Origin of the sequence: Streptomyces sp. DH-12, from assembly GCF_002899455.1 — a bacterium.
In the GTDB taxonomy this organism is placed as follows: domain Bacteria; phylum Actinomycetota; class Actinomycetes; order Streptomycetales; family Streptomycetaceae; genus Streptomyces.
This window is the reverse complement of the sequence record NZ_PPFB01000001.1, coordinates 4,025,562-4,043,171: the sequence shown is the minus strand read 5'-3', so window position 1 is coordinate 4,043,171 and position 17,610 is coordinate 4,025,562. Positions and strand designations below refer to the sequence as shown.

The window sequence follows — 17,610 nt, the reverse complement described above, 5'->3', positions numbered from 1 at the left end:
GCTCGGGGCACGGGCGCCTCGCCGGAGCGCGGGGTGCGGACGCCGCAGGCGGAACAGCTAGTCGCGGCTGCGGGCGACCATCGCCTCGATGCCGGCGATCAGCAGGTCCAGGGCGAAGGAGAAGTCCCGTTCGAGCATCTCCTGGACCGTGTCGCCGCCCCGGGCCTCCATGATCCTGGCCGACTGCCCGATCACGTCGGAGGCGTCCGGGTCCCGCGTCACCTCGGTCATGGCCCGGTGGTGGTACTCGTCCGGGGTCAGGCCCGTGGAGGCGACCCGGTCGCGGAAGTGGCCCTCCACCGTGCCGTAGCCGTACACGAACTGGAACACGGCGGAGATCGCCCCGGTCACCCCGTGCTCGGGCAGTCCGACGCTGCCGAGGACCTGCTGGACCGCACCGGAGAACCGCAGGGCGTTGGGGCCGATGTTGAGGAAGCGGCCGACCAGCGCGGACAGCCAGGAGTGCCGCACCAGCAGCGCCCGGTACTCGCGGGCCAGCGCGCGCAGTCGGTCGCGCCAGTCCTCGTCGGCGTCCGGCTCGGGCAGGGCCAGTTCGCCGAAGGCCCGGTCCAGGGCCAGTTCCAGCAGGTCGTCCTTGGTGTCGACGTACCAGTAGACGGACATCGCGGTGACGTCCAGCTCGGCGGCGAGGCGGCGCATGGAGAACTTCGCCAGGCCCTCGGCGTCCAGCAGCCGCACGGTCGCCTCGGTGATCCGGTCCCGGTCCAGTCCGGAGGGCTGGCCGCCACCGCGCCTGCCGCCCCGGTCCTGGTCCCGGTCCTCCAGCCAGACGCTCGGCCGCGGCGTCTTCCCGGACCGCTGGTCTGCCCTCACCATGGCGCACCTTCCTCGACTCGCCGACGCCGGTTCATGCTAGGGGGTGTCCGGCACGGGAACGCGGGGGAAGGAGTGGCGTCCGGCGCGGGCGATCGTGCGAGCGCAAGGCGCCGGAACGCCCTCGACGGGGGCTCCCCCTTCCCCTAGGCGTCCGCCTGCCCCTCCCGCGCGGACCGTGCGTCGGCGTGGTCGGCCCGGCGCAGCAGCGCCGCCGCGAGGAGTCCGCCGAGCAGGACCGCCACCGAGCCGACCAGCAGGCTCGTCTCCAGCCCGGAGGAGAACGCCCCGGTGATCTCGGCGCGTTCGCGGTCCGAGCCGGCCGCGGCCAGCGCGGCCGGCAGCGAGGCCGCCGCGACCGGCACCAGCGCCGCGAAGCGCGCGTTGAGCACGGCGCCGAGGACGGCCACCCCGAGCCCGTTGCCGAACTCGGCCAGCGTGCCGTTGATGCCGGCGCCGACGCCCGCCTTCTCGCGGGGCACGGAGCTCATCACGGCGTACGCCATCACCGGACTGCCGATCGCGGTGCCCGCGCCGATCAGCACCAGGCCGAGCAGGGTGCCGCTGTAGCCGTGCTCGGTGAGCGTGGCGATCGACACCAGTCCGGCCGCCATCAGGCCCATGCCGACCGCGATGGACAGCGGGGTCCCCATCTTCGCCGCCCACCTGGTGCCCACGCCGGTGAAGTTGAGGGCGACCACGGTCAGCGCCATCGGCGCGGTGCGCAGACCCGCCTCCAGCGGCCCGTACCCGAGGACGAACTGCAGGTACTGGGTGAGCAGGAAGAGCGCGCCGCCCATGCCGAAGGTGATCAGCACCAGTCCGCCGACCGCGCCGGTGAAGCGCCGGTTGCGGAAGAAGTGCAGGTCGAGCATCGGGTACGGCACCCGGCTCTCCCAGTACGCGAAGACACCGAGCACCACGGCCGCCGTGCCCGCGCCGGCGAGCACCCTGCCGGACGTCCAGCCGTGCTCGGGGCCGGAGATGATCGCGTAGACCAGGGCCGTCATGCCGATGGTGGAGAGCACCGCGCCGGCCAGGTCGGGCCGGTCGCCCTGCCGGTTCCGGGACTCCGGGACGTACGCCGCGACGGCGGCCAGCGCCAGGGCCGCGACCGGCAGGTTGATCAGGAAGATCGAACCCCACCAGAAGTGGTTCAGCATGAACCCGCCGACCAGCGGACCTGCGGCGAAGCCCAGGGAGTTGACGGCGCTCCAGATGCCGATCGCCTTGGGCTGCTCCTCGGCCGTGAAGATCTGCATGACCACGGCGAGGGTGGTGGTCAGCAGCAGCGCCCCTCCGACGCCCATGCCGGCCCGCGCCGCGATCAGCTGCGGGGACGACTGGGCCAGGCCCGCCGCCAGCGACCCCACACCGAACAGGGCCAGGCCCACGATGAGCATCTTCTTGCGGCCGTAGCGGTCGGCGGCGTTCCCCGCGCTGAGCAGCAGGCCCGACTGGACCAGGGAGTAGGCGTTGATCATCCACTGGATGTCGGCGGTCGAGGCGTCCATCTCCCGGGTGAGGGAGGGGATCGCCACGTTCAGCACCGTGTTGTCCAGCAGCACGGTGAGCTGGGCGAGACAGATGACTCCGAGAATCAGCCAACGCCGGTCGTGCCCCCGGGGAGCCTCGTCCGCCGGTGCGGTGTCCGGGGACGGGTCGGGGGCCGCGGCCGGGTGCTCCGGTGAGGAGGTCGTCATGGTTGTACACCGTAGAACACTCTCCTACGGTGTACAACACCGGTCCGTGGTGCGGCGGTCAGCTTCCGGTCGCCGGGCGGGTGAGGTCGTAGAGGGTGGTCGAACCGGCGGTCACCTCCTTGAAGGTGGCCCGCACCCAGGCGGTGATCCGCGCGGAGGCACCGGTGCCGCCGCCCATGCCGCCTCCCCCGCCTCCCCCGGAGACGAAGTAGTGGATGCGGCCGTCCTCCACGTACTGCTGGAACTGCGCGAGGGTCGGGGACGGGTCGGTGCCGTTGAAGCCGCCGATCGCCATGACCGGTTCGCCGGTGGCGAGCTGGTAGCTCGCCGCGTTCTGCGCGCCCACCGCCGCGGCGGCCCAGGTGTGGTCGCCGGCCCCGGTCTCCAGCAGCTCACGTGCCTCGGCGTCGACGTCGGTGCCGCCGAGGAGGCCGCCCATGCCGCCTCCCGCGCCGCGGGAACCGCGTCCGGGGGCGGTGGCTTCGGCGTTGCCGTCGGCTCCGCCGGGCAAGCCGCCGGCGTCCGGGACGCCCGAGCCGTCCTGGCCGGGGCCGCCTGCGGCACCGTCCTGGCCCGACGGGCCGCCGCCGGGGAAGCCGTTCCCGCCCGTGCCGTTCGCGCCGGGCGGGGCGCCGTTCCGCGGGCCGCCGCCCGGGGCACGACCGTCGCCGCCCGTGCCCGGCGACGCCGGACCCGCGGTGACGATGGAACCGGAGTGGCCCTCCCGCACGGTGCTCAGCGTGTACGCCGTCGGGCCGGCCAGGGAGGCGGCGAGGCCCAGTGCGGCCGCCACGAGCACCACCCGGCGTCCCGCCCGGCCCGCGAAGACCAGTCCGAGCGCGGCGAGGAGCCCGCCCACCAGGACGAGCCACCGCAGCCACGGCAGGTAGTCGGGCGTGCGGTGCAGCAGGACGTACCCCCAGGCCGACGTCACCGCGACGGCCGCCGCCAGGGTGAGGGCGGCCCACGTCTCCCGGCGCCTGTGCCACAGGGCCGCCGCACCCATGCCGGTCACGGCCGCCAGGTAGGGGGCCAGCGCCACCGTGTAGTACTGGTGGAAGATGCCGGCCATGAAGCTGAAGACCACCGCGGTCGTCAGCAGCGAACCGCCCCACACCAGGAAGGCGGCACGGGTGACGTCGGCCCGGCCGGCCTTCCGGGTCATCACCAGGCCCGCGACGAGCAGGACCAGCGCGGCGGGCAGCAGCCAGGAGATCTGGCCGCCGGTGTCGGCGTCGAACATCCGGTCCCAGCCGGTCTCGCCCCACCGGCCGCCGCCCGGACCGCCCCCGCCGCCGACGCTGCCCGTCTCGTCGCCGTTGATCCGGCCGAGGCCGTTGTAGCCGAAGGTCAGCTCCAGGAAGCTGTTGTTCTGGGAGCCGCCGGTGTACGGGCGCGAGGACGCCGGCCACAACTCGACCACCGCGACCCACCAGCCGCCGGACACCATGAGCGCGACGGTCGCCAGGGCGAGCTGGACGCACCGCTTCCGCGGGCGCACCGGGGCGCAGACGGCGTAGACCGCGGCCAGGGCCGGGAGGACGAGGAACGCCTGGAGCGTCTTGGTGAGGAACGCGAAGCCGATCGTGACGCCCGCCCACACCAGCCACTTGGTCCGGCCGTCCTCCAGGGCGCGGACGACGAGGTGACAGGCGACGGCCATCAACAGCGTGAGCAGCGCGTCCGGGTTGTTGAAGCGGAACATCAGCGCCGCGACCGGGGTGAGCGCGAGCACCGTCCCCGCGAGCAGCGCGGCGCCCGGGCCGGAGCGGCGGCGCACGGCCGCGTGCACGACGGCGACCGTGCCGACGCCCATGAGCACCTCGGGCACCAGGATCGCCCAGGAGTTGAGGCCGAACAGGCGCACCGACAGGGCCATCGGCCAGAGCGCGGCCGGGGGCTTGTCCACGGTGATCGCGTTCGCCGCGTCCAGCGAGCCGAAGAAGAACGCCTTCCAGGACTGGCTGCCCGCCTGGACGGCCGCCGAGTAGAAGGAGTTGGCGTAACCGGAGGCCTGGAGGTTCCAGAGGTAGAGCAGGCCGGTGGCCAGGAGCAGCGCGACGAGGGCGGGGCGGGCCCAACGGGGTTCCGGCCCGCCGGGCCCGGCACCCGCGGCCCGCGGTGCGGCGCCGGCCGCCGGGGCGGAAACCGGCGCGGGCGGCGGGCCGCCGGCGGTGGTTTCCGCTTCGCTTCGCGCGCCGTGCGGCGCGGGCGCGGGGAGGGGTGCCCCGGTGGCGGGATCCGCCTGGGGGTCGCGTGGGACGGTCATCGGGGGTTCCTCGGGTCGTGGTCGGCCTGCCGGGCGGTGCGGGCGGGAAGCGGCGGACGGGCCGGGTCGCGCGGCCGGCGCGTCGTCGTGTCCGGCGGGAACGTCCGCGGGCCCGGCCCGATTGACGAGGCGGCCTGGGAAGCCGCCTGCGCGGCCGGCGGGGTCGCCGGAGGCGCGGCCGGGGCGCCGGGCTGCCGGGGAACGGCGCCGGCGGCGCGGGCCGGGGTGCGGTCCGGGAAGACCCAGGCCCGGAACAGCAGGAACCGCAGGACCGTCGCCGCGAGGTTGGCGGCCACCAGGACCGCCAGCTCCGTGGAGTGGCCCGGGTCGCCGCTGGCCGTGTCCAGGGCGGCGAGCGAGCCGCTGGTCAGGGCGAGGCCGATGGCGAGGACGACCAGGCCCTGCGCCTGGTGGCGGACCATCCCGCCGCGCCCCCGCACCCGGAAGGTGAGCCGGCGGTTGGCGGCGGTGTTGGTGACCGCCGACACCAGCAGGGCGAGCCCGTTGGCGGCCTGGGCGCCGGTGAAGGTCCGGAAGCCGCTGTAGAGAAGCAGGTAGAACACGGTGGACAGGACGCCCACGGCGCAGAAGCCGACGAGCTGGCGGGCCAGTCCGCGCGGCACGTCCGCGAGGTCCCGGTCGCGCGGGTCGTCGCCGAACGGCCGGGCGAGCCGGTCCAGCGGCAGCGTCCCGGCGGCCAGCGCCCTGCCGACCCGCCAGACGCCCTTCAGGTCGTCCACCGCCGTCCGCACGATGTGCACGGTGGAGTCGAGGTCGTCGACCCAGTCGACCGGCACCTCGTGGATCCGCAGCCCCGCCCGTTCGGCGAGCACCAGCAGTTCCGTGTCGAAGAACCAGCCGCTGTCCTCCACCAGCGGCAGCAGCGCCTGCGCCACGTCACGGCGGACGGCCTTGAACCCGCACTGCGCGTCGGAGAAGCGCGCCCGGAGCGAACCGCGCAGGATCAGGTTGTAGGTACGGCTGATGAACTCCCGCTTGGCGCCCCGCACCGCCCGTGAGCCGCGGCTCAGCCGGGAGCCGACGGCGAGATCGGAGTGCCCGGAGATCAGCGGGGCGACCAGCGGCAGCAGGGCGTTGAGGTCGGTGGACAGGTCCACGTCCATGTAGGCGAGGACGGGCGCGTCCGAGGCCGACCAGGCGGTCCGCAGCGCCCGGCCTCGGCCCTTCCGCTCCAGCCGGACGGACCGCACCTCCTCGAGCCGCCGGGCCAGGTCGGCGGCGACGAGCGGGGTGCCGTCCGTGGAGGCGTTGTCGGCGATCGTGATGCGGAACGCGTACGGGAAGGTCCGGGTGAGATGCTCGTGCAGCCGGCGGACGCAGGGCGGGAGGTCCTTCTCCTCGTTGTACACGGGGACGACGACGTCCAGGACCGGCGTGCCGGCCCGGGCGGCCGGAAGGTGCTCCCGAGCCGGCAACGTGCCGGGAAAAGGGTCGGTTCGCATGACACCGACCCTGGTCAACCGCCCTGTCGTACCTCTGTGGTGAGGCTGTGCCGCGGCTGTGACTCCGGCGCGGCGGAGGGGCACGGCGGCACGGCGGGCGCCGGCGGCACGGGCGCGGGCAGGTGGAGGCTGAACACCGTCCGGCCGGGCGCGCTGTCGACGGTGACGGAGCCGCCGTGCGCGGCCGCCACGGCCCGCACGATGGCCAGCCCCAGACCCGTCGAGCCGGTGGCTCGGGTGCGGGCCGAGTCACCGCGCGCGAACCGTTCGAAGACGTGCGGAAGCAGGTCGGGCGGGATGCCGGGCCCGTCGTCGGCGACGTCCACCCGCAGCCGACGCCCCTCCCGGCGCACCCGGGCGGTGACGGTGGTGCCCGGCGGGGTGTGGGTGCGCGCGTTGGCGAGCAGGTTGACGAGGATCTGCTGGAGCCGCGCGGCGTCGGCGGTCACCGGCGCGGGCGCGTCGGGCAGGTCCAGGCGCCAGTGGTGGTCCGGTCCGGCGGCGCGGGCGTCGCTGACGGTGTCCACGACCAGCGGCACCAGATCGGTCTCCGCGAACCGCAGGGGCCGTCCGGCGTCCAGGCGGGCGAGCAGCAGCAGATCCTCGACCAGCAGGGTCATCCGGTCCGCCTCGGACTCGATGCGGCGGAGCGCGTGCCGGATGTCCGGTCCGGTCTCCTCCGGGCCGCGCCGGGTGAGTTCGGCGTACCCGCGGATGGAGGCGAGCGGGGTGCGCAGTTCGTGGCCCGCGTCCGCGACGAACTGCCGTACCCGGGTCTCGCTGAGCTGGCGGGCGTGCAGGGCGCCGTGGACGTGGTCGAGCATCCGGTTCAGCGCGGCGCCGACCCGGCCGACCTCGGTGTGCGGATCGCACTCGGACTCCGGGACGCGCTCCTCCAGCGTCACCTCGCCGCGGTGCAGGGGCAGTTCCGCGACGCGGGTGGCGGTGGCGGCGACCCGGCGCAGCGGGCGGGTGGCGACGCCGACGATGACGGCGCCCGCCAGGGACGCGGCGACCAGTCCGGCGGCGGTGACGCTGATCTCCACCAGGATCAGCGTGGTGACGGTGGTGTCGACGTCGGTGGTGGGGACGGCGACGTAGAAGGCGCCGTTGGGCCCCTCCTGATAGGTGACGCGGTAGCTGCCGAGGCCGGGCAGGTCCGCGGTGTGCTCCTGCCGGTCGCGCGGCACGTCCGCCAGGGCGGTGAGCTGGGCTCCGGTGAGCCGCCCGGCCTCGGGCGTCCGGACCCCGTTCACCTCGCGGGATTCGCTCACCACGCCGTCGGTCACCGTGCCGTCCGCGACGGTGGCGCCGACGGTGCCGAACGTCTGCGGGCCCCTCGTCACGAAGTCGAGGGGGTCCTCCGGGTGCCCGGGGCGCGGTCCGGCGCCGAGCGGGCCGCCCGTGGCCCTCATCGCCACCTCGCGCAGCTGCCCGTCGAGCTGCTCGTACAGGTGGGAGCGGAGAGCCAGCGCGGTCACCGTGCCGATCACCGCGCACACCACCGCGATCAGCGTGACGGACGCGACGACGAGCCGTGTCCGCAGCGTGCGCGGACGCGGCCGCCCCGGTCCGTTCACGACACCGCGGGCTTCAGCAGGTAACCGGCGCCGCGCCGGGTGTGGATCATCGGTTCCCGGCCCGCGTCGATCTTCCGGCGCAGGTAGGAGATGTACAGCTCGACGACGTTGGCCTGGCCGCCGAAGTCGTAGGACCAGACCCGGTCGAGGATCTGCGCCTTGCTGAGCACCCGGCGCGGGTTGCGCATGAGGAAGCGCAGCAGCTCGAACTCGGTGGCGGTCAGGTGGATGCTCTGGCCGCCGCGGGTCACCTCGTGGCTGTCCTCGTCCAGGGTGAGGTCGCCGACCACCAGCAGGGCGTCGGAGCGGCGGTCGCTCGCACACGAGCGGCGGATCAGCCCGCGCAGCCGCGCGACGACCTCCTCCAGGCTGAACGGCTTGGTCACGTAGTCGTCGCCGCCCGCGGTCAGCCCGGCGATCCGGTCCTCGACGGCGTCCTTCGCGGTGAGGAACAGCACCGGCACGTCCGGCAGTTCACGGCGCAGCCGGCCGAGGACGGACAGCCCGTCCATGTCGGGCAGCATCATGTCCAGGACGACGGCGTCGGGCCGGAACTCGCGGGCGGCGCGCAGGGCGCCCTGGCCGTCGGCCGCGCTGCGGATCTGCCAGCCCTCGTAGCGCAGGGCCATGGAGAGCAGTTCGGTGATCGACTGCTCGTCGTCCACCACCAGCACCCGGACGGAGCTCCCGTCCGGCCTGAGCAGTTCGGTGCGCCCCTGGGGCGAGATCGTGGTCATGCCGGACACGATGGGGACGTCCTCTGAGAGCACCCTTTCGTCTGTCTGTGTTTTCCCTGAGAAATCCGCAAGGGCTTCTCAGGCGGGGTGCTCGGGTGTTCCGGGGAGCCCGAACAACCGGGCCGCGTTGTCGTGGCACACCGCCCGCAGCCAGTCCTCCCCGAGCCCGAGACCCGCCAGGACGTCGAGCTGATGAACATAGGGGTAGGGGATGTTGGGGAAGTCGGTGCCGAGCAGGACGCGGTCGCCGAGGTCCGCCAGCCGGGACAGCGCCCGCCGGGGGAACGGCGCCATCCGTTCGCTGAAGCCGGTGAACGCCATGGTGGTGTCGAGGCGGACCTCCCGGTACCGCTCGGCCAGGCTCAGGAAGTCCTCGTACTCGGGCATGCCCATGTGCGCCACGACCAGCCGCAGCCGGGGATGGCGGGCCAGCACGCGGGCGACCGGCCCGGGGCCGGTGTGCTTGCCGGGAGCGGGGCCCGAGCCGCAGTGGACCACCACCGGGACGCCCGCCTCGGCGAGCAGGCCCCAGCAGGGGTCGAGCGCCTCGTCGGCCGGATCGTACCCACCGACCTGGACGTGCGCCTTGAAGACGCGCGCCCCGTTCTCGACGGCCTCGCGCACGTAGACGGCGGCGCCGGGCTCGGGGAAGAACGTCGAGGTGTGCAGGCAGTCGGGGGTGCGACGGGCGAAGCCGGCGGCCCAGTCGTTCAGCCAGCGGGCCATGCCCGGCTTGTGCGGGTAGAGCATCGCCGTGAAGGCGCGCACACCGAACGCCCGCAGCAGCGCGGCCCGTTCGCCTTCTTCCTTCCGGTACGTGATCGGCCACTCGATGCCGCCGGTGAGCGGGCCGAGCCCGTCGAAGTACGCCCACACCTTGTGGAGCACCCGCTCCGGCATGAAGTGCGTGTGCACGTCGACGAGGCCGGGCAGTCCGAGCTCCTGCCAGAAGCGCCGGACCTCGGCGGCCTCGGCGGCCTCGGCGGTCCCGGCGGTCCCGGCGGTCCCGGCGGTCCCGGCGGGGACATCGGGGGTGTCAGGGGGTGTCGGCGAGGTGCTGCCCGGGGGTGCGCTCATGCCGGACACGATCGCCCGCGAGGGCGGGGGCGGTCCAGCCCCCCTTCCCCGACGGCTCAGAACAGCCCGTCCTGGGCGGACGCCCGTTCCTTCAGCGCCCTCACCGGCACGTCGACCCGCCGTCCCGTGGCCGGCAGCAGCTCCCAGCCGGGCAGCAGGCGGGTGTCCAGCACGAGGACGCCCCGGTCGGTCGCCAGGTGCAGGTCGGGCCCGGCGGCCGCCACCAGCTCCCCGCTGACCGCCCCTGCGGCGGCCAGCTCGCCGACCTCACCCGTCGGCGGCGGCGCGGCCGCCAGGGCGAACGCCTCCACATGGTCGACCGGACGGAAGGGAGCGGGGTCGAGGGACTCCGGCCACTCACCGAGGGCGAGCGCCCGCGCGTGCAGCTCGGCGGCCTCGGCGGCCCGTTCCTCCCTGGTCGCCGGGAGCGCCGCCCGCGCCGCCCGCTTGGCGGCGTAGGGGATGCGGTCCGGGACCCGCAGCGCGGCGCGCAGCAGTTCCTCGGTGCGCCGCGCCGCCATCAGCGGCCCGGTGCCCAGCCAGCTGAAGCAGACCGCCCCCTGCTCCAGCAGCCGGGCCGGGCCGCGCCGCTCGGCGGTGATCCCGACCTTGGTCATTCCGGGCCCGAACCACGCCAGGTACACCCGGTACGGCCGGGGGTCGTCCGCGAGCGTGTCGGCGGCCACCGAGTGCGCGCGGTCCAGCCGGGCGCACTCCTCGCAGCGCGGCCCGGTGCTCCGCGCGGACACCCGCGCGGCGACCGGACAGATGTTCCCTCGCGCTCCCACGCAGGTCCGCACTCCCCCTTCCGCGACCTCGAAGGCCACCCTCTTCCCCCAGGTCAGCGCCGAGCGCCGACCCCCGTCCCAGATCAGCACGGGACCGTCCGCCGTCCAGCTCAGCCCCGCGCACCGCCATGCCTGTGCCATCCCGGCCGAGCGTAGAGGGGAGCACCGACAGCGGCAGGAGCACCGACCGGGCCGCGGCCGACGGGACCGCGTGGTGCGGAGCGCGGCCGCCGGCTCAGCTCCCGGCGCCCACCGGGTCCGCCTCGACGGGGGCGGCCGGGGCGGGCGAGACCGCCGGCGCCGCGGTCGGCGCGGTCACCGGCGCAGGCTCACCGACCGGTCCGCCCCTCCGCCCGGCCAGGCGGCACCCCACGCACTCCGCGTGCCCCGCGCGGGCGCCGCTGTCACGCACCCGCCAGCTCCACTCCTGCCTGGGCCGGGGCCCCGACGGTTTGCCCCACCCGGCGAGATGCAGGGCCCAGGTGACGAGGAGGGCGATCACCTCGACCGCCGCGCCGGCGAGGAGCAGCGGCCCGGAAACGGCGCAGACGCCCACGCCCAGGACGGCCGTCCCGGCGACGGCGATCCCGCAGCCGGTCCATCCGGCGACGGTGTGCCCGTGGTCATATGGATGCGCGCTCATGTCTGCCCTTTCGCGGCGTCGGCGTTCCTGACGGACGACGAGACGTCTCCCACCAATGTCTCACGCCCTAAGGAATTTACAACAGAAATCTCTCACGAGCTAAGGGAAATGGGGAAGCCCCGTCATGCACGCCAATCCGCGCCCGCCCGCCACGCAGCAGGAGGCGATGCGGGCGATGGACCGACTGATCGCGACGCACCTGGTCGGCCAGCAGGAGATGGCCCAGGTCATGGGCCTGAACGTCACCGACGTGACCTGCTTCGGCTTCGTCGTCGGGGCGGGGGAGGACCTGCTCACCGCCGGTGAGCTGGCGGAACGCGTCCACGTCACCACCGGCGCGATGACCGGCATCCTCAACCGCCTGGAGCGCGCCGGCTTCATCACCCGCCGCCCCGACCCCGCCGACCGCCGCCGCGTCCGCGTGGCCGCGCAGCCCGACGCGGTGGCCCTGGCACGCCGCCTGTACGAGCCGTACTACGCACGCCTCGCCGAGCTCTTCGCGGACTACTCCCCCGAGGAACTGGCCGTGCTGAACGACTGGTTCACGCGTGCCACCGGGCTCGCGGAAACCTTCCGCGAGACCCGCCGCCGCGAGAGCTGACCGGGGCCCGTCCGCCGGTCCGCCGAGGTGCCGGGCACCGCCCGCGGTGCCACGCTGAAGGGGACCGAACCGCTCGGGGACCATCCGGAAGGTCGAGAACATGGTCGGCAATGTCAGCGGTACGAGCCACCGCGGGACGAGCTGGGAGGCACGGAACACCTGGGCGGCCGGCTGGACGGTCGCCGCGGCGGTCCTGATGCTGTTCGGCGGCGTCATGGCGATCTTCGAGGGCATCGCCGCCATCGCCCAGGACGACGTCTTCGTCGCCACCCGGAACTTCACCTACGAGTTCAGCCTGACCGGCTGGGGCTGGGTGCATCTGATCCTCGGCGCCCTGGTGGCCGCCGCCGGCCTGGCATTGCTCAGGGGGGCCGCGTGGGCCCGCGCCGTGGGCGTCGCCCTGGCCGGACTGAGCATGATCGCCCACTTCGTGTGGCTGCCCTACCAGCCGGTGTGGTCGATCGTCCTCATCGTCATCGACGGCTTCGTCATCTGGGCCCTGTGCGCACCCCGCCGCGAGTCCCCGGCGTAGAGCGCGCGTCCGCGGGCCGGTCCGGCGTCCGGCCGTGGGCGGCGCAGGCGGCCGGGGTGACCGCGATGGTCACCGCGTACTTCCTGCTGCCGCTGGACCGGCTCGGCCCGCGCCGCCCGGTGCTGAGCTGGGTGTTGTTCGGGGCGGCCCTCGCACTGATCGCCGTCCTGCTGCTGGTCCAGGTCGCCCGTGTGCTGCTGGCCGTCCCGGGCGCCCGTCCGGGGCTGGTCATCCCGCCGCTGATGTGCCTGTCCGTGCTGGTCTTCGCCACCGCCTACCAGGGGCTCGCCCAGCACCCCGGCGAGCTGGACGGCATCGCCACGCGCCTGGACGCCCTCTACTTCACGCTGGTCACCCTCGCCACCGTCGGGTACGGGGACATCACCCCGCGCGGGCAGGGCGCGCGTCTGGTCGCGATCCTGCAGATCCTCTACAGCTTCGTCTTCCTCACGGCGGCGGCCACCGCACTGACCAACCACCTGCGCAACGCCCTGCGCCGGCACGGAGATCCGGGCCCGCCGACGTGACCCGCTCCGCGTCGCGCACACATGTGACCGGCGTCACACTGAAAGGAGCAGAGTGTTCCCGGGCCACCCGGGGACCGCTCTCCCCAGGACCCGGACGAACACCGGCCGTCGAGCCGCCGCTCGGGCACCGGTTCGTCCGCCCGCGGCCCGCCTCCGGTTCCGCACTGCTCCAAGGGGTGTCCGCTCATGAGCGGCATGGACGCAACCGCACTGGACAATCTGCGCGAGGCCCTGCGAGGTCCCCTCGTGACGCCGCAGGACGCCGGGTACGACGAGACCCGCTCCGTCTACAACGCGATGATCGACCGCCGTCCCGCCGCCGTCGCCCGCTGCACGGGCACGGCGGACGTGCGCACCACGATCGCCTTCGCCCGGCAGACGGGCGCCGACCTGGCCGTGCGCGGCGGCGGGCACAGCGGCCCCGGCCTGTGCCTGGTCGACGGCGGTCTCACCCTCGACCTGTCCCTGATGCGCTGGGTCCGGGTCGACCCGGTGAACAGGACGGCCCAGGTGGGCGGGGGCAGCCTGCTCGGCGACCTGGACCACGAGACGCACGCCTTCGGGCTCGGCGTGCCGTCCGGCATCAACTCCACCACCGGCGTGGGCGGTCTCACGCTGGGCGGCGGCCACGGCCACCTGACCCGCACGTACGGTCTGACGATCGACAGCCTGGTCGCGGCGGACGTGGTCCTGGCCGACGGCAGCGTCGTCACCGCCACCGAGAAGGAACACCCGGACCTGCTGTGGGCGCTGCGGGGCGGCGGCGGCAACTTCGGCGTGGTCACGTCGTTCACCTTCCGGCTGCACCCGGTGCACACGGTCGGCGTGGCGGTCACCGTGTGGCCGGTCGAGCGGACCACGGACGTGCTGCGCTGGTACCGGGAGTTCCTGCCCGCGGCGCCCGAGGACCTCAACGGCTTCTTCGCCGTCATGTCCGTCCCTCCCGCCCCGCCCTTCCCCGAGCCGCTCCACGGGCGGAAGGTGTGCGCCGTGGTCTGGTGCTACACCGGCGACCTGGAGGGCGGACGCCTGGACGAGGTGCTGTCCGTGGTGGACGACCCGGCCCCGCCGGCCTTCCACTTCGCCACGCCGATGCCGTACCCGGTCCTCCAGACGATGTTCGACGCGCTGGTCCCCAAGGGGCTCCAGTGGTACTGGCGCGGAGACTTCTTCGACGCGGTCCCCGACGAGGCGGTCGCGGTGCACGAGCGGTTCGGGCAGGAGCTGCCGACCGCCCTGTCGACCATGCACCTGTATCCCGTGGACGGAGCGGCCCACGACGTCGCCCCGGGCGAGACGGCCTGGGCCTACCGGGACGCGACGTGGTCCGGCGTCATCGCGGGCATCGACCCCGACCCGGCCAACGCCGCCCTGATCCGCCAGTGGTGCGTCGACTACTGGTCGGAGCTCCACCCGCACTCCATGGGCGGCTCCTACGTCAACTTCCTCGGCGAGGCCGAGGGACCGGACCGCGTCCGCTCCACCTACCGCGACAACCACGCGCGCCTCAGCGCCGTCAAACGCACCTACGACCCCGACAACCTCTTCCGCGCCAACCAGAACATCCCGCCGTCCGCGGCCTGAGCGACACCGTGCCGGGCGGACCGCGAACGGACCCGTCCGGTGGCTGCGCGGGAGGGCGTGCCGAAGACTGGAGCGCGGAACGGTACGGAACGACCGGGGACCCTGGGGATGCAGCGATACCAGCGCGGAAGGGGCTCGAGGCGTCTCGCCCGGGCCCGCCGCCTGCCGGCCGCCGTGCTGATCGTCGCGGTCCTCGCCGACCTCGTCTGGCCGCCGTTCAACACCTTCCCGCTCCTGGCGACCGTCCCGGTGATCGCGGCGCCGATGCTCTCCCTGCGCCGGACCGTCGCCAGCGGCGCGGCGGCCTGCCTGGCCGGCTGGCTCCTGTCCTTCCGCGAGAACCAGGAGGTGGACACCAGGGCGAACGTCATCGGCTTCACGACCCTCATCACCCTGACCGTCGTCGCGGCGTTCCTCAACCGGATGTTCGCCCGCGAACGGGAGCAACTGCGCACGTCACGCCAGGTGGCGGAGGCCGTCCAGCGCGCCATGCTGCCCGCCGTACCGGAACGGGTCCGCGGGCTGGCCGTGGCCACCCGGTACCGGGCCGCCCAGGAGGAGGCCCTGATCGGCGGCGACCTGTACGCGGCCCACGAGACGCCCCACGGGCTGCGCATGGTGATCGGTGACGTCCGCGGCAAGGGCACGCAGGCGTTCACGCTGGTCAACACCCTGCTGGGCGCCTTCCACGCGGCGGCCCTGCAACTGCCGGACCTGCCCGCGGTCGTCCGGGCCGCGGAGGTGCAGGTGCAGGACGCCAAGGCCCAGGAGCGGGACGCCCCCTTCGAGGACTTCGTCACCGCCGTCTTCGTCGAGATCCTCCCCGACCGGTCCGCGCTCCGCGTGGCGAACCGGGGGCATCCCGCGCCGCTGCTGGTCCACGGGGGCGAGGTGACGGCGCTGGAGCCGAAGGAGCCCTCACTGCCGCTGGGGCTGGGCGACCTGGCCGGCCCCGACGTCCCGGTGGACCGGTACGACCTGCCTCCCGGCGCCACGGTGGTGCTGTTCACCGACGGCATCATCGAGGCCCGCGACCGCGACGGCGTCTTCTTCGACCCCGTCCCCCCGCTCACCTGCCTCCTGCCCCCGGATCCCGGGGCCGCGCTGGACGCCATGCTGGCCGCCCTGTTCCGGCACACCGACGAGCTCGATGACGACGCGGCAGCCCTGGCCGTCACCCGCCTCCCGGACGAGAACGCGGCCGAGGGGAGCCCCGCCGCCGCACACCGCTGAAACGCCAGAGGCCCCGGATCTCTCCGGGGCCTCTGGTCCGTGTGCACTCGGCAGGATCCGAACCCGCACCCTTCTGACCCGTAGCTCCATGGGATGGTTCCGCACGGGCCATGCAGGCTTTCCGGCGGCCGATGGGTGTCACTGTGGTCTGGCTGCAAGCCACCGCGGTCGCTGTACTTCTGTGCCGTATGCCGGGCCCGAGGCGCGACCGTTCGCGGATGTCGAAGTGCCGGAGTGCTTCAGGCCCTCGGCTGGGTGAAGCGGATGCGGTTGCCGAAGGGGTCACGCAGACCGCAGTCGATTCCGTACGGACGCTCGGTGGGCTCCTCGGTGAACTCCACCCCCTTCTCGAGCAGCGTCTCGTAGGTCTTGCGGCAGTCGTCCGTGGTGAGGATGAGCCAGCCGCCCATGGCTCCCTTGGTCACCAGCTCGCGCACCTGCTCCGCCGTCTCCTCCGACATCGCCGGCGCACCCGGCTTCTCCAGAAGAATCTGCCGCTCGGGGTGGCCCGGTACGCCGACGGTCAACCAGCGCATGAAACCCATGTCGACGTCTGCGGTGATCTCCAGGCCGAGCTTGCCGACGTAGAAGTCGACGGCCTCGTCCTGGTCGAGGACGTATATCTGCGACTGCGTGATGGCGTTGAACATGACACTGACACTAGTGATCAGCCGGGACGAAAACTTATCCAAAACTGCTCAGTGGACAAGACGTTCCACCGGCCGGTCAGGCATGCGGCCGAGTCCACGCCATCGTGAAGCACGTCGGCACACCCGTGGCAACCGCTTCCTTGCGGTACGTCCGCGGCGACCGGCCGACGATGTCCCGGAACGTCCGGCTGAAGGTGCCCGGGCTGGTGAAGCCGACCTCGAAACTGATGTCCGTCACGCTGCGGTCGGTCTCCCGTAGCAGGAACATCGCCCGTTCCACGCGGCGACGCTGCAGGTAGCGGTGCGGTGTCTCACCGAACGTGGCCCGGAAGGTACGCGTGAAGTGGGCCTGCGACACGTGTGCGACGCGGGCCAGGGCAGGGACGTCCAGCGGCTGCGCGTAGCTGCGGTCCATCACGTCACGCGCTCGGAGCATACGACGATTGGTCTCTTCTGCAGCGAGGCTCACGGCGCCATCTCATCATGGTCCACCCGGACAGGCCCCAGGACGGCGGACCTTCCAGGGCCTCCCAAGCCGACCGCTCACCTCAGCCCCCGTCCCGCGCGCCGGACTGCGGGAGATCCCGCTCCGGAGCACCCGGCACACGTGCTGCTCGCTCCTGGTGACTTCGAAGGTCCACCCGGGGGCGGCGCAGCGCGTCCTGCGGCACTCGCGGATCGCCATGACGATGGAGGTCCACGCCGAAGCGAACGAGGAAGAGGCGCGGGCGGCGATCGGCAAGCCGTCCGACGTCATGGGCGGCACCGGCTGACGCGGTTGCTGTACTTCACTGCGTGTACGCGCCCAAACGCCAGAGGCCCCGGATCTCTCCGGGGCCTCTGGTCCGTGTGCACTCGGCAGGATTCGAACCTGCAACCTTCTGATCCGTAGTCAGATGCTCTATCCGTTAAGCTACGAGTGCTTGTCTCTTCATTTGTCTCGCCGCTCCCGGCCCTTTCGGCCCGCTCGCGGCGACAGGAAGAACATTACATGACTGCCGCCGCCATGTGAAATCCGCTTGCCCTACCCCTTGTGACCTGCGAAAACACGGACTTCCGGGGGGCGGGGCGACGCGGGAACGACGAAGCCCCGGCCGCTGGGGCCGGGGCTTCGTGTGCGGGGCGGAGGCGGAGGGATTTGAACCCTCGATGGGCTTTAAGGCCCAAACCGCATTAGCAGTGCGGCGCCATAGACCGGACTAGGCGACGCCTCCCTGCACAACCTGCTGCGCGCGAGCGCGAGTGGGTGGTGCCTGCCGATGATGACACAACCGCGTGGGGTGTCACCAATCGCCCCCCACGGTACTAGGCGGGGAGCCCGCAGGGCAAAGCCCTTACGACCGGCACGCCGCCGTGGCGCAACGTCCCGCGCTCCGGCGCGTTGAGCAC

16 protein-coding genes, 2 tRNA genes and 1 pseudogene are annotated in these 17,610 nt (G+C 73.4%); 6 read left to right on the top strand and 13 right to left on the bottom strand.

Going from position 1 to position 17,610, the window contains the following annotated elements; translation table 11 throughout:
- Positions 1-57: 57 nt before the first annotated feature.
- From C1708_RS17015 to C1708_RS16975, 9 genes are all read right to left on the bottom strand, one after another.
- The gene (locus C1708_RS17015; protein WP_106413486.1) at positions 58-837 is read right to left on the bottom strand and encodes a TetR/AcrR family transcriptional regulator; all 780 of its coding nucleotides are present in this window, start codon (positions 835-837) and stop codon (positions 58-60) included.
- A gap of 143 nt (positions 838-980) precedes the next feature.
- Positions 981-2,537 carry an MFS transporter gene (locus C1708_RS17010; RefSeq protein WP_198602517.1) on the bottom strand — a complete coding sequence of 519 codons (1,557 nt, stop codon included), beginning with the start codon at positions 2,535-2,537 and terminating at the stop codon, positions 981-983.
- 58 nt (positions 2,538-2,595) lie between these two features.
- Positions 2,596-4,806, bottom strand: a complete 2,211-nt coding sequence (locus tag C1708_RS17005; protein ID WP_106413485.1) for an ArnT family glycosyltransferase — start codon at positions 4,804-4,806, stop codon at positions 2,596-2,598.
- On the bottom strand, positions 4,803-6,269 hold the full coding sequence (locus C1708_RS17000; RefSeq protein ID WP_106413484.1) for a bifunctional glycosyltransferase family 2/GtrA family protein: 1,467 nt from the start codon (positions 6,267-6,269) through the stop codon (positions 4,803-4,805). The genes C1708_RS17005 and C1708_RS17000 overlap by 4 nt, the downstream gene beginning before the upstream one ends.
- Before the next feature lie 14 nt (positions 6,270-6,283).
- Complete coding sequence (locus C1708_RS16995) at positions 6,284-7,849, bottom strand: sensor histidine kinase (protein ID WP_106413483.1); 1,566 nt, start codon at positions 7,847-7,849, stop codon at positions 6,284-6,286.
- Positions 7,846-8,586 (bottom strand): response regulator transcription factor, encoded by a 741-nt coding sequence (locus tag C1708_RS16990; protein ID WP_106416339.1) that lies wholly within the window; start codon positions 8,584-8,586, stop codon positions 7,846-7,848. The genes C1708_RS16995 and C1708_RS16990 overlap by 4 nt, the downstream gene beginning before the upstream one ends.
- A 78-nt stretch (positions 8,587-8,664) precedes the next feature.
- Entirely contained in the window at positions 8,665-9,663 is a 999-nt protein-coding gene (locus C1708_RS16985; RefSeq protein ID WP_241911274.1) for an amidohydrolase family protein, read from the bottom strand.
- A 56-nt stretch (positions 9,664-9,719) separates the two neighbouring features.
- A complete protein-coding gene (locus C1708_RS16980; protein ID WP_106413482.1) occupies positions 9,720-10,592 on the bottom strand; it encodes a DUF2797 domain-containing protein in 873 nt (290 codons plus the stop codon).
- A 94-nt stretch (positions 10,593-10,686) separates the two neighbouring features.
- Positions 10,687-11,094, bottom strand: a complete 408-nt coding sequence (locus C1708_RS16975) for an HGxxPAAW family protein (RefSeq protein WP_106413481.1) — start codon at positions 11,092-11,094, stop codon at positions 10,687-10,689.
- Between the two features lie 124 nt (positions 11,095-11,218).
- Between C1708_RS16975 and C1708_RS16970 the strand changes: the two genes are divergently transcribed.
- From C1708_RS16970 to C1708_RS16950, 5 genes are all read left to right on the top strand, one after another.
- The gene (locus tag C1708_RS16970; RefSeq protein ID WP_106413480.1) at positions 11,219-11,695 is read left to right on the top strand and encodes a MarR family transcriptional regulator; all 477 of its coding nucleotides are present in this window, start codon (positions 11,219-11,221) and stop codon (positions 11,693-11,695) included.
- A gap of 100 nt (positions 11,696-11,795) precedes the next feature.
- Complete coding sequence (locus C1708_RS16965) at positions 11,796-12,227, top strand: DUF7144 family membrane protein (protein ID WP_106413479.1); 432 nt, start codon at positions 11,796-11,798, stop codon at positions 12,225-12,227.
- 65 nt (positions 12,228-12,292) lie between these two features.
- Positions 12,293-12,754: a potassium channel family protein gene (locus C1708_RS16960; protein ID WP_106416337.1), complete on the top strand. Its 462-nt coding sequence runs from the start codon at positions 12,293-12,295 to the stop codon at positions 12,752-12,754.
- A gap of 195 nt (positions 12,755-12,949) precedes the next feature.
- Positions 12,950-14,338, top strand: a complete 1,389-nt coding sequence (locus C1708_RS16955) for an FAD-binding oxidoreductase (protein WP_106413478.1) — start codon at positions 12,950-12,952, stop codon at positions 14,336-14,338.
- Between the two features lie 108 nt (positions 14,339-14,446).
- Positions 14,447-15,571: a PP2C family protein-serine/threonine phosphatase gene (locus tag C1708_RS16950; RefSeq protein ID WP_106413477.1), complete on the top strand. Its 1,125-nt coding sequence runs from the start codon at positions 14,447-14,449 to the stop codon at positions 15,569-15,571.
- A 239-nt stretch (positions 15,572-15,810) separates the two neighbouring features.
- Here C1708_RS16950 and C1708_RS16945 read toward each other — a convergent pair whose 3' ends face one another.
- Positions 15,811-16,221, bottom strand: a complete 411-nt coding sequence (locus tag C1708_RS16945) for a VOC family protein (protein ID WP_106413476.1) — start codon at positions 16,219-16,221, stop codon at positions 15,811-15,813.
- A 76-nt stretch (positions 16,222-16,297) separates the two neighbouring features.
- Positions 16,298-16,657, bottom strand: a complete 360-nt coding sequence (locus C1708_RS16940; protein ID WP_106413475.1) for a helix-turn-helix domain-containing protein — start codon at positions 16,655-16,657, stop codon at positions 16,298-16,300.
- Between the two features lie 127 nt (positions 16,658-16,784).
- Between C1708_RS16940 and C1708_RS16935 the strand changes: the two are divergent.
- Positions 16,785-16,994, top strand: a pseudogene (locus C1708_RS16935) (site-specific integrase); the annotation flags it as partial.
- Between the two features lie 77 nt (positions 16,995-17,071).
- On the opposite strand, the gene C1708_RS16930 reads toward C1708_RS16935, so the two are convergent.
- Both C1708_RS16930 and C1708_RS16925 read right to left on the bottom strand, forming a co-directional pair.
- Positions 17,072-17,144 (bottom strand) — tRNA-Arg (locus C1708_RS16930).
- A gap of 200 nt (positions 17,145-17,344) precedes the next feature.
- Positions 17,345-17,435 (bottom strand) — tRNA-Ser (locus C1708_RS16925).
- Positions 17,436-17,610: the final 175 nt, after the last annotated feature.

Bases quoted from the DNA above. Each gene is read 5' to 3' on its own strand.
- C1708_RS17015 (WP_106413486.1), bottom strand. From the start codon at position 837: ATGGTGAGGGCAGACCAGCGGTCCGGGAAGACGCCGCGGCCGAGCGTC.
- C1708_RS17010 (WP_198602517.1), bottom strand. From the start codon at position 2,537: ATGACGACCTCCTCACCGGAGCACCCGGCCGCGGCCCCCGACCCGTCC.
- C1708_RS17005 (WP_106413485.1), bottom strand. From the start codon at position 4,806: ATGACCGTCCCACGCGACCCCCAGGCGGATCCCGCCACCGGGGCACCC.
- C1708_RS17000 (WP_106413484.1), bottom strand. From the start codon at position 6,269: ATGCGAACCGACCCTTTTCCCGGCACGTTGCCGGCTCGGGAGCACCTT.
- C1708_RS16990 (WP_106416339.1), bottom strand. From the start codon at position 8,586: ATGACCACGATCTCGCCCCAGGGGCGCACCGAACTGCTCAGGCCGGAC.
- C1708_RS16985 (WP_241911274.1), bottom strand. From the start codon at position 9,663: ATGAGCGCACCCCCGGGCAGCACCTCGCCGACACCCCCTGACACCCCC.
- C1708_RS16980 (WP_106413482.1), bottom strand. From the start codon at position 10,592: ATGGCACAGGCATGGCGGTGCGCGGGGCTGAGCTGGACGGCGGACGGT.
- C1708_RS16975 (WP_106413481.1), bottom strand. From the start codon at position 11,094: ATGAGCGCGCATCCATATGACCACGGGCACACCGTCGCCGGATGGACC.
- C1708_RS16970 (WP_106413480.1), top strand. From the start codon at position 11,219: ATGCACGCCAATCCGCGCCCGCCCGCCACGCAGCAGGAGGCGATGCGG.
- C1708_RS16965 (WP_106413479.1), top strand. From the start codon at position 11,796: ATGGTCGGCAATGTCAGCGGTACGAGCCACCGCGGGACGAGCTGGGAG.
- C1708_RS16960 (WP_106416337.1), top strand. From the start codon at position 12,293: ATGGTCACCGCGTACTTCCTGCTGCCGCTGGACCGGCTCGGCCCGCGC.
- C1708_RS16955 (WP_106413478.1), top strand. From the start codon at position 12,950: ATGGACGCAACCGCACTGGACAATCTGCGCGAGGCCCTGCGAGGTCCC.
- C1708_RS16950 (WP_106413477.1), top strand. From the start codon at position 14,447: ATGCAGCGATACCAGCGCGGAAGGGGCTCGAGGCGTCTCGCCCGGGCC.
- C1708_RS16945 (WP_106413476.1), bottom strand. From the start codon at position 16,221: ATGTTCAACGCCATCACGCAGTCGCAGATATACGTCCTCGACCAGGAC.
- C1708_RS16940 (WP_106413475.1), bottom strand. From the start codon at position 16,657: ATGCTCCGAGCGCGTGACGTGATGGACCGCAGCTACGCGCAGCCGCTG.